Annotated in this window: 11 protein-coding genes; all 11 read left to right on the top strand. The window is 47.1% G+C overall.

The features are described 5' to 3' along the window. Nucleotides 1–95: 95 nt before the first annotated feature. The 11 genes from B050_RS0101880 to B050_RS0101825 all read left to right on the top strand — a co-directional run bounded on the left by B050_RS0101880 (nt 96) and on the right by B050_RS0101825 (nt 15019). Nucleotides 96–2543 (top strand): glycoside hydrolase family 95 protein, encoded by a 2448-nt coding sequence (locus tag B050_RS0101880; protein WP_044201472.1) that lies wholly within the window; start codon nt 96–98, stop codon nt 2541–2543. An 86-nt stretch (nt 2544–2629) separates the two neighbouring features. Next, on the top strand, nt 2630–3841 hold the full coding sequence (locus B050_RS0101875; RefSeq protein ID WP_018472174.1) for a glycoside hydrolase family 88/105 protein: 1212 nt from the start codon (nt 2630–2632) through the stop codon (nt 3839–3841). 14 nt (nt 3842–3855) lie between these two features. Further along, on the top strand, nt 3856–5421 hold the full coding sequence (locus B050_RS0101870) for an MGH1-like glycoside hydrolase domain-containing protein (RefSeq protein WP_157492485.1): 1566 nt from the start codon (nt 3856–3858) through the stop codon (nt 5419–5421). A 36-nt stretch (nt 5422–5457) separates the two neighbouring features. After that, nucleotides 5458–8169: an alpha-L-rhamnosidase gene (locus B050_RS0101865; protein ID WP_044201467.1), complete on the top strand. Its 2712-nt coding sequence runs from the start codon at nt 5458–5460 to the stop codon at nt 8167–8169. Nucleotides 8170–8487: 318 nt separating this feature from the next. Continuing rightward, the gene (locus tag B050_RS0101860) at nt 8488–9093 is read left to right on the top strand and encodes a hypothetical protein (RefSeq protein ID WP_018472171.1); all 606 of its coding nucleotides are present in this window, start codon (nt 8488–8490) and stop codon (nt 9091–9093) included. 135 nt (nt 9094–9228) lie between these two features. Then, nucleotides 9229–9522, top strand: coding sequence for a winged helix-turn-helix domain-containing protein (locus B050_RS0101855; protein WP_018472170.1), 294 nt, complete (start codon nt 9229–9231; stop codon nt 9520–9522). A 135-nt stretch (nt 9523–9657) separates the two neighbouring features. Next, nucleotides 9658–10335, top strand: a complete 678-nt coding sequence (gene ccsA, locus B050_RS0101850; protein WP_018472169.1) for a cytochrome c biogenesis protein CcsA — start codon at nt 9658–9660, stop codon at nt 10333–10335. Next, entirely contained in the window at nt 10336–10578 is a 243-nt protein-coding gene (locus B050_RS0101845) for a CcmD family protein (RefSeq protein WP_018472168.1), read from the top strand. A 51-nt stretch (nt 10579–10629) separates the two neighbouring features. Then, a complete protein-coding gene (locus tag B050_RS0101840; protein ID WP_018472167.1) occupies nt 10630–11052 on the top strand; it encodes a cytochrome c maturation protein CcmE domain-containing protein in 423 nt (140 codons plus the stop codon). A 42-nt stretch (nt 11053–11094) separates the two neighbouring features. Then, nucleotides 11095–13623: a cytochrome c biogenesis protein CcsA gene (ccsA, locus tag B050_RS0101835; protein ID WP_018472166.1), complete on the top strand. Its 2529-nt coding sequence runs from the start codon at nt 11095–11097 to the stop codon at nt 13621–13623. 625 nt (nt 13624–14248) lie between these two features. Then, nucleotides 14249–15019: a Rossmann-like and DUF2520 domain-containing protein gene (locus B050_RS0101825; protein ID WP_018472164.1), complete on the top strand. Its 771-nt coding sequence runs from the start codon at nt 14249–14251 to the stop codon at nt 15017–15019. Nucleotides 15020–15021 lie beyond the last annotated feature (2 nt).

Raw genomic sequence — 15021 nt, 5'->3', positions numbered from 1 at the left:
GCCACGGCGCAAAGCTAAAAATAGTCACCGCCTGATGCAGCTCAAATAAGTAATATGACCCAATAATATACAATTCACCAAAATAACCGAATACAATGAATAGGCATTTGACATTAATAGTACTTTTTGCTTTTATGCTCTCCTATGGGAGGTCCCTGGCACAGGATACGACATGGAAGCTATGGTATGATAAGCCTGCCGCCAACTGGAATGAGGCCCTTCCTCTGGGGAATGGACGCCTGGGAGTGATGGTTTTTGGGGTGCCAGCGGTGGAGCGCCTACAGCTAAATGAAGAAACTATCTGGGGCGGATCGCCCAATAGCAATGCTCATCCCCGCGCCAAGGAAGCCATTCCGTATGTTCAAAAATTGATTTTTGAGGGGGAATACCAGGCGGCGCAGGAGCTCGCCAATGAGAAAATACGGTCCCAAACCAATGATGGTATGCCCTATGAGACCTTTGGCGATGTGTATATCTCCTTTCCGGGACATCAGAATTATTCCGAATACTACCGAGACCTGGACCTGCAGCAGGCCCTATCTTCGGTATCCTATATCGCCAATGGGGTGAGGTATCATCGGGAGGTTTTTAGTGCTTTTGCAGATGATGTGATTATGGTGAGATTGACAGCCGATCAGCCTGGAAGCATCACCTGTAATGTACAGATGACCAGCCCGCATGATAATGCCATGGCACGGGTGAGAGGAGATCAACTTACATTATCCGGCGAATCACAGACGCATGATCATCAGCGTGGAAGTGTGAAGTTTCAAGGAAGAATCAAGCCCATCAATAAAGGCGGAGAGCTGGTGGTCAAGGATGGACTTATCAGTGTGCAAGAAGCAGATGAGCTGCTGCTTTATATATCTATAGCCACCAATTTCAAGAATTATAAAGACCTGTCGGTCGAATATGAAAAGAAGTCGGAGGCCATATTAGAGGCTGCACTTCAGCAGGATTATTCTACCATCAAAAGTGCCCATACGAGCTATTATCGCCAGTTTTATGATCGCATGTCCATAGATCTTGGCAGCAGCGAAGCCATGGCTAATCCCACCGATCAGCGTATCGAGCAGTTCTCGCAGGTGGAAGACCCGCAGCTGGCGGCTTTGTATTTTCAGTTTGCTCGCTATTTATTAATTTCATGCAGCCAGCCGGGAGGCCAGCCCGCCAACCTTCAGGGGATATGGAACGATATGCTTTTTCCACCTTGGGAGAGCAAGTACACCGTGAATATCAATGCGGAGATGAACTATTGGCCAGCGGAGCTGACCAATCTCAGTGAGATGCATGAGCCATTTTTGCAGATGATAAAGGAGCTCAGCGAGACAGGGCGGGAGACAGCTGAGATGATGTATGGGGCTCGTGGCTGGGTGCTGCATCATAATACAGACCTCTGGCGGATCACCGGGCCGATAGATTATGCTGCTTCAGGAATGTGGCCCAGTGGAGGGGCATGGGTGTCCCAGCATCTGTGGGAGCGGTATTTATATGGTGGAGACCAGGAGTTTCTGCGGGAAGCCTATCCTATCATGAAAGGAGCAGCGCAGTTTTTTCTCGATGTGCTCAAAGAAGAGCCTGAGCACGGCTGGCTGGTGGTGTCACCCTCAAGTTCGCCGGAAAATAGCCATCCTCATGGAGCGGCGATTGCCGCTGGGGTGACGATGGATAACCAGTTGCTTTTTGACTTATTCTCTAATTTGATACGATCTACAGAAATCCTGGGCCATGATGAGTCCTTTGCAGATACGCTTAGGAACACCAGAGCGCGGCTGGCACCGATGCAGATAGGCCAGCATGGCCAGCTGCAGGAATGGATGCAGGACTGGGATGACCCCGAGGATAAGCACAGGCATATCTCTCATCTGTATGGGGTATTTCCCAGCAATCAGCTGTCCCCCTTCCGAACGCCCCAGCTCTTTGAGGCCGCCAAGACTTCCCTGATGTATCGAGGGGATCCTTCGACAGGCTGGTCCATGGGCTGGAAAGTCAACCTCTGCGCGAGGTTTCTCGATGGTGACCATGCCTATAAATTACTCCAAAACCAGCTCAGTCTGGTGACGCCTTCCACCCGTGGTGGCGGTACCTATGCCAATATGTTTGATGCGCATCCTCCCTTCCAGATCGATGGAAACTTCGGCTGTGCAGCAGGCATCGCCGAGATGCTGATGCAAAGTCATGACGGGGCCATTCACCTGCTCCCTGCCTTACCGAGCGTATGGGACTCTGGTACTATTGCCGGCCTCCGGGCTAGGGCTGGCTTCGAAATAGTGGAGCTTAGCTGGAAGGATCATAAGGTGGATAAGTTAGTCATCAAGTCGCACCTCGGCGGCAACTTAAGGCTGAGGCTTTCCGGAAATCTGAAGGCTAAAGGCCTGAAAAAAGCCAATGGCATTAACCCCAACCCTTTTTTCGAACTTCCTGAGGTAAAGTCTCCTATCATTGCGGAGCAGGCGCCGCTTAGCCAGCTGGCAATACCTGAGTATACCGAGTATGATCTGGCCACTGTGGCTGGCGAAGTTTACCAAATCATCGGGAACTAGATTAAATAAGGCTGAGGCACCTCATCAGCTGATCCCCGCCAGCCAAAAAGGGTTTTGAAGACTAAGGATCATTAAAATATTAAGTTATGAAAAAGTACGCAGCTCATCTTTCACTTGCATTGGCATTAGGAATCGTTCTGTTTTCCTGCGGAAATAAAAAAGTACAGTCCACCGAGATCAATAAGGCCACTGAGACGGTGAAATGGTCCAGCCGCCTAGCCGATTCAGACCTGATTCGTTTCGATGATTGGATAGTAAAAGATCCCTACTGGGGCTATCATGAGGGCCTGGAGTCTAAGGCGATGCTAGATATGTGGCGATACACTGGAGAGCAGAAATACCTGGATTTTGTAGCTGGATTTGGAAATAATATTATCAGTGAGGAGGGGACCATCAAGACCTATGATCTGGCATCGTATAATATTGATAATATCAATTCGGGGAAAGTGCTGATCACCTTATTTCAGGAAACAAAAGATCAAAAATACCGCATTGCCTTAGATACCTTGATGCGGCAATTGGCTCATCATCCACGGGTGTCGGATGGAGGATTTTGGCATAAGAAGAAATATCCGCATCAAGTATGGTTGGACGGCTTGTATATGGCGGGGCCTTTTTTGGCTGCATACGCGGAGGCCTTTGATCAGCCGGAGGCTTTGGAAGATGCGATTGGCCAGTTGGAGGCGGCTTTTGAGGTGCTATATAGCCCAGAGAAGCATCTACTTTATCATGGCTGGGATGAGCGTAAGGCACAGCCTTGGGCGGATAAGCAAACTGGCCTGAGCGCTAATTTCTGGAGCAGAGGCATAGGCTGGTACCTGATGGCGCTAGTGGATGTGCTGGACTATATGCCTGCAGACCATCCAAGGCGGGAGCAGCTTATCGCAATTGCCAATAAGGTGGCGGTAGGAATAAAAGAAAATCAGGATAAAACGACTGGTGCTTGGTATCAGGTCATCGACCAAGGCGATCGTGAAGGTAATTACCTCGAGTCATCTGGTACGGCGATGTTTGTGTATTTCCTCTACAAAGGCCTACGCAACGGCTATTTGCCAGAGGAATACCTTAGCGTAGCCCAGGCTGGATACCAAGGACTGGTAGAGCAATTTTTTAAGGTGGAAGAGGACGGGACTGTATCGGTGACCGACGCCTGCTCCGTTGCTGGACTCGGAGGAGATGGCAATAGAGATGGAAGCTTCGACTATTATATCTCTGAGCCGATCAAGGAAAATGATGTCAAAGCCAATGCCCCAGCCATCATGGCCAGCATAGAGCATGAAAGATTTCTGAAGAATTAAACCTATTATTAGCAATGCACTACCCGAAATTAAGCTATTTCCTTCTTTTGCCAATATGGCTATTCTCCTTTATGCCGCAGGCGGAAGCACAGGAGCCCGCGGTATTGAAGAAGGAAGACTTCAGGCATTATGTGGATTACTTCAATCAAATGGAGGAGGAGAATATTATTCAGGCTATTCCAAATAAGGATTCCTGGCATTGGATGAAGGAGAATATTCCCTTATTGGAGGTACCCCAAAAGAACTTTGAGGAGATCTTTTATTACCGATGGTGGACATTGCGGAAGCATATCAAAGAAAGCCCCGTCGGCTATGCCATGACGGAGTTTTTGGTGGAGAGATCCTATGCTGATCAGTATAACCTGATCAGCTGCGCCCTGGGGCATCATATCTATGAGTCCCGCTGGCTGCATAATCAGGAATTTCTGGATCAGATCGTGCACACCTGGTATCGTGGCAATGAAGGCAAGCCTATGGACAAGCTGCATAACTTCAGCAGCTGGACGGCGGATGCCTTATACCAGCGATTCCTGCTGAATGGAGACCAGGATTACCTTCTGGATCTATTGCCAGACCTTGTGGAGGATTATGAATGGTGGGAATCCAATCGTCAGCGTGAGGATGGTTTGTTTTGGCAGATCGATGTGAAGGACGGTATGGAGGAATCCATCAGTGGAGGAAGGCACGAGAAGAATGTGCGGCCCACCATCAATAGCTATATGTATGGCAATGCAAAGGCCCTCTCGGCCATGGCTAAATTGAAAGGTGATGAGGAACTCTCCTTAGTATATGATCAAAAAGCCAGCGCACTAAAGGAGCTGGTACAGGAAAAGCTATGGAATCCCGAAAGTATGTTTTTTGAGACGCTGAAGGAGGACGGGGGCTTTGCAGGAGTGCGGGAAGCCATAGGTTTTATCCCATGGTACTTTGACCTGCCCGAAGATCGCAGGAGCTATGATGCGGCCTGGGATCAGTTGACCGATGAGGGGGGATTCCTCGCTCCTTTTGGCTTGACCACCGCAGAGTGCCGCCACCCGGAATTCAGGTCTCATGGCTGCTGCAACTGTGAGTGGGATGGAGCTATCTGGCCCTTTGCCAGCGCGCAGACGCTCACGGCCATGGCCCATCTGCTCCAGGATTATAAGCAAGATAGGGTGGGGAAGCAAGATTATTTTGACCAGATGGAGAAGTATGTGGAAAGTCAATATTATCGCGGTCGGCCTTATATCGGGGAATACCTGGATGAAAAGACCGGCTACTGGCTGAAGGGGGACCAGGAGCGTAGCAGATATTATAACCATTCCACCTTCAATGATCTGATCATCACCGGACTGCTAGGATTCCGCCCGCGTGCGGATGGCAAAGTGGAGGTACATCCCCTGATTCCTCAGGAAAAATGGGATTGGTTTTGCCTGGACAATATTGTGTACAATGAAGAGGTCATCACGATCATCTGGGATAAGACTGGACAGAAATACCATAAAGGCCAAGGGCTTACCCTGCTGGTGAATGGTGAAAAGATCGCCAATTCGCCTAGCTTAAGCCCACTAATAGCAGCGCCAAGCTCGGACCATCAATAGACTCAGGCTTCGCCCAAAATCAATAACTCTGGAGATATGCAATATAAGCAGCTTACTATAATCCTAATTATGCTATTTGGCAGCATTTCTCCTGCCTGGGCAGGAGGAGTACAGGTCATTCGGCTTAAGGTAGAAGGGCTTCATAATCCCGAGGCCATTGACCGAGTTGCACCGCTGCTGAGCTGGCAACTGGAAAGTAGCCATAAAGGGCTTTGGCAGGAGGCCTATCAGGTGATAGTCGCCTCCTCAGAAGATCTACTGGCCAAAGGCCAGGGGGACCTATGGGATTCTGGAAAATTGCTTTCTGGCGATAGCCAGGGAATACCTTATGCGGGGAAGCCCCTCCAGACCAATACCAAAGTGTATTGGAAGGTAAAGGTCTGGACCAATAGGGGAGAAAGTGACTGGTCAGCAGTATACCACTGGCGGTTGGGACTTCGGTATCAAAAGGACTGGAAAGGGCGATGGATAGGTTTTGACAGGGCTTTTCCTTGGGAAGAAATAAGTACTTTCCCAACTATGGGCGCCCGGTATTTTCGAAATGAATTTGTCCCAAAGGACAATATAAAATCTGCCACTGCTTATATCATTGGTCTGGGATTATACGAGCTGAGTCTAAATGGTCAGAAGGTAGGCGATGCGGTATTGGCTCCTACGCCGACCGACTATGAGGAGAATGTAAAATACAATGCCTTTGACCTTAGCGATAGGTTACGTGCAGGAGAGCGCAATGCGGTGGGCGTGGTCCTCGGGAATGGACGGTATTTCACGATGAGGCAGCATTATAAAGCTTATAAAATTAAGAATTTTGGCTTCCCAAAACTGCTGTTAAATATTATCATAAACTATGAAGATGGTACCACTGAGACCATCAGCACCAGCGACCAATGGATGGGCACCGCAGATGGCCCCATCAGGAATAATAATGAATACGATGGGGAGTATTACGATGCCAATAAGGAATTAGGGGCTTGGGATGAGGTCGGTTTTGATGATTCTTCCTGGCTGCCCGCAGAGTATGTGCAGGAGCCTGGAGGAGATTACCAAGCTCAGCTCAATGAGAATATGAAGGTGATGAAGGAGCTAAGGCCTGTAGCGATAAGCGCAAGGGCGGGGCAGCGGTATATGCTGGATATGGGCCAGAATATGGTGGGCTGGCTGCGCATCCGTGTGAGAGGCAATCAAGGTGACACGGTCAGGCTGACCTTTGCGGAGTCGCTTCAAGAGGATGGCGAGCTATTCCTGACCAATCTTCGCGATGCCAAAGTCACCGATACCTATATCCTAAAAGGGCAGGAAACCGAAATTTGGGAGCCCAAATTCACCTACCATGGTTTTCGGTTTGTGGAGGTTTCCGGTCTCCTCGATCCGCCAATACTGGAGGATTTTGTAGGCCAGGTGGTGTATGATGATATCCGTACGGTGGGGCAGTTTGAGACCTCAGACCCCATGCTAAACCAGATATATCAAAATGCCTGGTGGGGAATTGCGGGCAATTATAAAGGAATGCCGGTGGATTGTCCTCAGCGAAATGAACGCCAGCCTTGGTTGGGGGATCGTGCTGTAGGTGCCTATGGTGAAAATTATATGTTTGACAATAGCAGGCTGTACCGCAAGTGGCTGGAGGATATCTTCTATGCTCAGCGAGGAGATGGCAGCATTCCTGATGTGGCGCCAGCTTATTGGCGATATTACAGTGACAATATGACCTGGCCGGGCACCTATCTGATGATTGCGGATATGCTCTATAAGCAGACGGCCGATACCAGTGTCATTCGCGAGCACTATCCCGCTATGAAGAAGTGGCTGGCCTATATGAAGGAGTTATATATGAGCCCTGACTTTGTGCTGACCAAGGATAGCTATGGTGACTGGGTGGTGCCCCCGCCATCCATAGAAGCTGGCCGGGGACAAAATGCCGACGTCAAGCGCCCCAGTCCCTTGATCAGTACTGCTTACTATTATTATTTCATGAATCTGATGATTGATTTTGCCACTCTTAGTGGACAGGAAGGAGATATCCCCTGTTTTCAGCAACTTAGAGACCAGGTGCTTTCGGGTTTTCAGGAGGCCTTTTACCAGCCTGAGGAAGGCTATTACGGAGACAATAAGATGACGGATAATCTTTTGCCATTGGCCTTTGGAATGGTGGATGAGCAGGACAAAGATCGGGTATTCGAGCAGTTGGTCAATACCATTATGGTCAAAAATCAAGGGCACCTTAGCACGGGTCTTATTGGCACACAGTGGCTGATGAGGACCCTGTCGGATTTTGGCCGGGCAGATCTGGCCCTGCAGCTGGCCACCAATACCAGCTACCCCAGCTGGGGGTATATGGTGGAAAATGGCGCTAGTACCATTTGGGAACTTTGGCACGGCAATGTGGCCAAGGCTAGCATGAACTCTCAAAATCACACCATGTTGCTTGNGGATTTGATGCTCTGGTACTATGAATACCTGGGAGGAATAAAAGCAGGAGAAAATCCAGGTTTTAAGGAATTTGTATTGGCTCCCGTCATGCCGGAGGGGCTGGACTGGGCACGGGTGAGCTACGAATGTCCATATGGGCAGATCCTCAGCCATTGGGAAAGAAAGAACCAGCAAATGCACTGGAGCATCCAGATTCCCCCAAATACCAGGGCTATAATCCAGCTTCCCGAAGCAGCCAGCCCAGACCTGTCCCAGTACCCTGATTTGGAAGGGGGGAGGATCGTTTTGCCCTCCGGGCAATATCATTTTACCTGGTGATTCAGCCCCACCTGCTGCTAGCTTTGGTTCGATAGGTCTCTAACAATGGCATTTTTTGCAGGGGAAGAAAATAGGTTAAAACAAAATTCATTACACTGAGCTAAGTAGATTATCTACTTATAAAACTCTGATTATTATTTGGTTTATATTATAAACTACTTTATATTTGAATCTATTCAATTACGATTTATATCTGAAGATCATTTGCTGAGAGGGATGGGATGCGGGGTAAAATGGACTGCATGGTGGCGAGGAATCTTTTGATTGGGGATAGTGAATAGAGGGAAAATTTTGTTTAACCATTGAATCAATAATAGTATGAAAGATCAGAGACCAGAGAACCCAAGTGAACAGATCCAGATGATCCGTTCTATGGTGGAAGCGACGAAGTACAATCTGTACAAGGACCGGTTTTTATATTTTATGTGGGGATATATGACGCTGGCTTGTGCGGGATTGCATTATATTTTGGGCTATATCTTGAGGGTGGAGCATCCCTATATGGTGTGGGGGGCGATGGGAATTGCAGGTTTGGTGCATGTATTATATTTGCGGAAGCGTAAGAATGAGGCTCGGGTAAGGACGTATATGGATCGGGTGATGGCGGGGATATGGGGAGGCCTGAGTCTATCGATTTTTGCAGTGCTGCTGGGCAGCCCGCAGCTGGCATGGACCGCTATGTATCCTTTTATGATGATTTTATATGGTGTAGCCTGCTATGCCAGTGGTACTGCTTTGGGCTTCAGGGTATTGCTATTTGGAGGGCTGGGCAGCATTCTTTGCGGGGTAATTGCTTTTTACCAACCCTTCCAGCACCAGTTGTTATTACTGATGCTTGCGGTTCTATTTAGTTATATTATTCCAGCGCATAGCATGGCTCCTGCGGCCAATAAGGGAGGGAAGACACCGGCATTGCATTCCTGATATTTTTGGCTGAGGACTGGCATTAGCTATATTTGCTGGCAAGATTAGAAAAAGCATGGAGCCTGATTCCGGTGTAGGGCTCCAGCATAATCAGTATACTATTCAGCGGATTTATGACTAGAGATAAGGGGAAGAATGTTTAAAATCTTAAATCCAATATTACATAATCAATTGCGGCTGGCGATCGTCTCTCTGCTGATAAGCGTGGAGGAGGCGGAATTCAAGTATCTGAAGGAAAAGACGGCCGCTAGTTCCGGCAATCTGTCGGTACAGATCAGCAAGCTAAAAGACATCGGCTATATCGCTGTGGAGAAGACTTTTCGGGATAATTTTCCGCTGACGACCTGTAGGATTACTGATACGGGCAAGCAGGCATTTTTGGAATATGTGGAGGCCTTGGAGACGTATATTAATAAAGCCGATAAATGACATAAAATGGAGGTAATTTTCTCTAAAAGCATCACTTTTTGGAATTAGGAGGAGGGAAATACTAAGTTTTTGCTGAAAAGGTCGAAAATGAGGAGTTTATACCTTACTTTTGCAGCGTAAAAGCAAATTATAAGCATGCGAGCATATTGGTGGAAAGTATTGGCGATCATCCTTTTAGCCTACACGATTGTCGCCGGTCTTCTCTTTGAAGTACCGCGTTTACCCATTCTCAATGAAACCATCCGGGCATTACATTTCCATGTCACCATGTGGTTTGGGATGATCATCATGCTGGTGGTGGCTGTGGTGTACAGCATTAAGTACCTGCGATCTGGCCAGCTAAAACATGATGATATCGCGATTGAGTTTACCAATGCCGCCATACTCTTTGGGGTATTGGGGATTGTGACGGGGATGTTGTGGGCCAAGTTTACCTGGGGAGATTATTGGAGTGGAGATCCTAAGCAGAATGCGGCGGCGATCGGTTTACTGATATATTTTGCCTATCTGGTATTGAGAAATTCGCTGATGGATGTACATCAGCGTGCGCGGATAGGAGCGGTATATAATATTTTTGCGTTTGCGGCATTTATGCCCTTGATTTTTGTCTTGCCACGCCTGACCGATAGCCTTCACCCCGGGAATGGGGGGAATCCCGGCTTCAACGCTTATGACCTTGACAGCGGCTTGCGCGCAGTGTTTTACCCAGCGATTATTGCATGGACTTTGGTCGGTGTATGGCTGGCCACCCTGCGTATCCGCACCAAAAGATTGGAAAGAAAATTAGAAGATAAACTCATCAATCAACAATAAATGAGAAAATGGCTCGTGGTTTTCCTGTTATTCATCAGCCTTCAGGTGGTGGCCCAGGAAAAGAAAGAAATCAAGACGGAAGATTACCAAAACTATAGCGTGGAGATGGCCGACGAAATGCGGTCCAACGGAAAAATTTACGTTTTAGTTGGTGTCATAGGGATCGTTATGGGAGGAATATTGGTTTACCTCATAGGAACTGATAAGAAACTGTCACGATTAGAAAAAGAATTTAAAAGCTAAGCAAACCTGTGCCCAGGTTTTGCGTAAGGTTTGTTAACATCTCAGCAACTCATGAAAAAAGGACATATTATTGGCTTAGGAATTATCGCCATCGCTATTGTGATTATTATTACCTCTATTGGTGATGCCAGCTCATATGAGAGCTTTTCTACCGCTAAGGAAATGGCAGATAATGGGGATGAAGATCCCATCCATGTGGTAGGAAGCCTTAAGAAAGACGCAGTTGGCACGGTGACAGGCTTAGAGGTTAGTGAAGACAAGACCTCCTTTACCTTCACCATGGTGGATAATGATGGCACCGAACAACAAGTGTACTATAATGAACCGGTACCCGCTGATTTTGTTCGCTCCGAACAGGTCGTGGTGATTGGCGCCTATAAATCGCAAGAAATGTTTGTGGCCGATAAAATCCTGATGAAATGTCCATCAAAATACCAGGACAACGAGTTTCGTGAAGTAGCAGCTACTAACTAAAAACTCACCCTTCAAATTGCTCATTCTGATTTCCCACTTATTATGATTAATACCTTTATAGGTAATTTAGGCCATCTGATGGTAATTATTGCCTTTGTTAGTGCCATTGTTACCGCATGGTCTTATTATAAATATACAACAGTCGCCGAAATAGAAAAGCAATCTTGGCGTAAGTTTAGCCGGATATTCTTCTATATCCATGCCGTGTCGGCTATTTCCATTGCCGTAGTACTTTTTAATATCATCTATAATTTCCGATTCGAATATTTTTACGCTTATTCGCATGCCTCGCGCGCGCTCCCCGTCCATTATATGATTTCCAGCTTCTGGGAAGGACAAGAAGGGAGTTTTATACTCTGGATTTTCTGGGATGTGCTCTTAGGACTGTTTCTCATCCATACCAATAAGTCTTGGGAAGGCCCCGTAATGGTGGTTTTCTCTCTGGTACAGGCCTTCTTAGTATCCATGATCCTAGGAGTGGTCATCGGCGATCTTAAGATCGGGAGTTCTCCGTTTATCCTATTGAGAGATGTGGCGCTAGCGCCAATATTTGATATCAACCCCGATTTTGTCCCTGCAGATGGCACCGGACTTAATCCGCTATTACAAAATATCTGGATGGTAATTCACCCTCCTACTTTATTTCTGGGCTATGCTTCCACCTTAGTGCCTTTTGCCTACCTGATGGCAGGCCTATGGACCAAGCGCTATAAGGAGTGGATCCGCCCTGCATTGCCATGGACGATTTTCTCCGCTTCCATTCTCGGAATGGGTATCATCATGGGAGCTTATTGGGCTTATGTGACGCTGAATTTTGGTGGATATTGGAACTGGGATCCTGTGGAGAATGCCTCCTATGTGCCTTGGCTGATCATCGTGGCTTCTATACATACCATGATCACTTTCAAGAAAAGCAGCACGGCCCTGAAGACCTCGATTGTGCTAGTTATCCTGCAATTTATCCTGGTGCTTTATGCGACTTTCCTCGTGAGAAGTGGCGTACTTGGTGATACCTCTGTCCATTCATTTACCGACTTAGGGCTTTCCGGTCAGCTATTGATTTATCTTTTCTTCTTTATGTTTGTGGCCATATTCTTATCTGCCCGGGCATGGAAGGATATCCCTACCTCAGATAAGGAAGCTTCGGTATATTCCCGCGAGTTTTGGGTGTTTATCGGAGCCACGACCTTAGGATTGATGGCTTTCCAAGTGATATTGCCTACCTCCATTCCTGTGTTTAACGCGATTGTGGAGGCTTTTGGAGGAGTGTCCAATGTGGCTCCACCGGCAGATCAGGTGGAATTCTATACCAAGTTTCAGCTTTGGTTTGGCGTGGCTCTTGCCCTGCTTACCGCCGTGGGCCAGTTCTTCTGGTGGAAGAAAATGGACAAAACCGCCCTTAAGAATGCTTTGGTTACCCCTTATATAGTGTCGCTGCTGGTGACTGCACTGATCATCAGCCTGACCAAGGTATATGACTTTACCTATATGATCATCCTGATGGCAGGTACATTCACCATTGTGGCGAATTCCACCATCCTTGTCAAGATACTTAAAAAATCCTCCCTCAAACTCGCTGGTGGATCTCTCGCCCATATCGGTTTGGGGATGATCCTCATCGGCGTGATGTTCTCCTCCGGCTATTCGGATGTGATATCGATCAATAATTCTGGCTTGACCTATAAGCGGGATTGGGAGGATGAGTTAAATAAAGAAAATGTCCTGCTCTGGATCAATAAGCCTCTAAAGATGAAGGATTATGATGTGGTGTACAGAGGTAGAAATAAGAAATTGAAGGGTGTACCAGGCTATGTAAGTGTAAATAAACTGGAGGAGCTAGACCAGGTAAATAAGGCGCTGGCCACCGAGGATATAGTGGTGGATGGTGAAAAATACTTCTCCAAAGGAGACGAAGTAGATATTATCCTTAATGAAAACAGCTATTTCCAAATAGAATATTACCAGGATCAGGAGCTGAAGTTTACGCTTTACCCAATGTCACAGCCCAATCCGACCATGGGCTTGATCTCATCTCCAGATTCCAGGCACTTTATTGATAAGGATCTCTATACGCATATCTCTGCGATCAACAGCTATGGTGATCCTGAGTGGGGCGATGACCAAGGCTATGAAGTCGTGCCTGGCGAGCAGTTCCATCTCGGTGATTATGTGACCACTTTTGAGGGCGGTGAGGTATTGGAAGAGCTGGAAGGTGTGAACCTCCAGGAAGGCGATATCGCGGTGAAGGCCCACTTACTCGTATATGACAATGATCGGGAGATCAAGCTGGACCCGGTATTCCTCATCAGGGGAAACCAAATAGGCAAAATTCCAGCGATCAATCATGATCTGGGCGTAAAGATCCAGGTGGAAAATATTAGTCCCGAGACCAATCAGTTTGTATTTACGATGAACAGCTCCCAAAAGGACTATGTAGTCATGAAAGCATTAGTAAAACCCTATATCAATGTGCTCTGGATGGGCACAATCGTGATGCTCATGGGATTTGCTGTAGCAATATATCGCAGGTACGATGAATTCGTAAAAATGCGGGACAAGGGCCTCGAATAAAAGTACTCTACTCTAAGCCTGTGACCATGTCACAGGCTTTTTTTTTGCCCTTAGGCAGAATCGTGGCTTTCCAGCTAAGGCTGATTTTGGAGTCACTTCAGTATGTGGAAGCCAATAATTTTGACCAGGCTAATTAAAAATCAAGATATTGAGTTGAGGATATTATTATATTTCAATGAGCATCATGGCGGCGGAATAGATAGGGGGGTATTGAGATATTATTAATGAGTTAATACTGAATATCGGACTAAGCTATGCTGGAAGGTCTTTCAAGGTAATTACCCAAGAAATCTTTGGTATATTATAGGGGGAAATTCCGGGGTCCAGTAGGCTAAGTGGAGATTTGGCACTCGGATTAGCGAAAAGAAATTTTGCTTTTTTTGATCATATAAATTTAGCTAAGGAGGAATTATCTACAAGGGTATTTAGATTAGTGGATCAAATGATTCAGAATAGTTAAAGCCAAAAGGCAAAAATAGTTATCGGAATTGGCGAGGCGGTGGCAATGACCATGGATTTTGACTCTTAAATAGATGATATATTCTTTAATTTGGGACGATAGAACCACCTGCATTTGCTAAACTAACCGTCTCCCACTGAGGGAGGCACCAGAAATATTATTGATATGGATATAGCAATCATCGGAACCGGAAATGTGGCTTGGCACCTGGCACCTGCCTTAGAGAATGCCGGGCATACCATCACAGAGGTATATAGTCGGGAAGCCCATAGAGCGGACAAGATCACCAATCAGCTTTACACCGCAGAGGTAAAGACTGACCTGGACTTTTCGGACAGCACGGCCAATATCTTTATTATTGCGGTAAGTGATCATGCTATCACAAACATCGCCGATGCCATCATCCTGCCCGAAGGCAGCGTATTGGTACATACCTCGGGAAGTATGCCGCTGGAGGTACTGAGCTATAGCTCGGCGACCTATACTGGGATCTTCTATCCGCTTCAGAGTTTTAGCAAATCCCGAAAAATGGACATTGACGAGGTGCCTTTCCTTATAGAGTCAGATGATCAGACCACCCTGCAGAAGCTGAAGAAGCTCGCCAAGAGCCTCTCCCCAAGGTACTATCAGGTCAAGTCAAAAGATCGACAGGCCCTTCATATTGCTGCGGTATTTGCCAGCAACTTCACCAATCATATGATCCGGTTATCAGAGGAAATCATGAGACGGCAGGGTTTGGATTTTGAGATGCTACAGCCCTTGATCATCGAGCAAATCAGCAAGGCGCTGGAGCAGGGCGCCAAGGCCTCCCAGACGGGGCCTGCCGTACGCGGTGACCTCAATGTATTAGATATGCATTATCAGTTTCTGAACTATAATGATCAGATAGCCGAGCTTTATAAGCTGATCTCTCAGGATATCATTGATGCGAACTAATC

The sequence above is a fragment of the Echinicola pacifica DSM 19836 genome (assembly GCF_000373245.1).
GTDB classification, from domain to species: domain Bacteria; phylum Bacteroidota; class Bacteroidia; order Cytophagales; family Cyclobacteriaceae; genus Echinicola; species Echinicola pacifica.
The sequence above is the reverse complement of the archived record's forward strand: the minus strand, read 5'-3'. Positions and strand labels throughout refer to the sequence as shown.

Coding starts and splice junctions, on each gene's coding strand:
- B050_RS0101880 (WP_044201472.1), top strand. CDS start 96: ATGAATAGGCATTTGACATTAATAGTACTTTTTGCTTTTATGCTCTCC.
- B050_RS0101875 (WP_018472174.1), top strand. CDS start 2,630: ATGAAAAAGTACGCAGCTCATCTTTCACTTGCATTGGCATTAGGAATC.
- B050_RS0101870 (WP_157492485.1), top strand. CDS start 3,856: ATGCACTACCCGAAATTAAGCTATTTCCTTCTTTTGCCAATATGGCTA.
- B050_RS0101860 (WP_018472171.1), top strand. CDS start 8,488: ATGAAAGATCAGAGACCAGAGAACCCAAGTGAACAGATCCAGATGATC.
- B050_RS0101855 (WP_018472170.1), top strand. CDS start 9,229: ATGTTTAAAATCTTAAATCCAATATTACATAATCAATTGCGGCTGGCG.
- ccsA (WP_018472169.1), top strand. CDS start 9,658: ATGCGAGCATATTGGTGGAAAGTATTGGCGATCATCCTTTTAGCCTAC.
- B050_RS0101845 (WP_018472168.1), top strand. CDS start 10,336: ATGAGAAAATGGCTCGTGGTTTTCCTGTTATTCATCAGCCTTCAGGTG.
- B050_RS0101840 (WP_018472167.1), top strand. CDS start 10,630: ATGAAAAAAGGACATATTATTGGCTTAGGAATTATCGCCATCGCTATT.
- ccsA (WP_018472166.1), top strand. CDS start 11,095: ATGATTAATACCTTTATAGGTAATTTAGGCCATCTGATGGTAATTATT.
- B050_RS0101825 (WP_018472164.1), top strand. CDS start 14,249: ATGGATATAGCAATCATCGGAACCGGAAATGTGGCTTGGCACCTGGCA.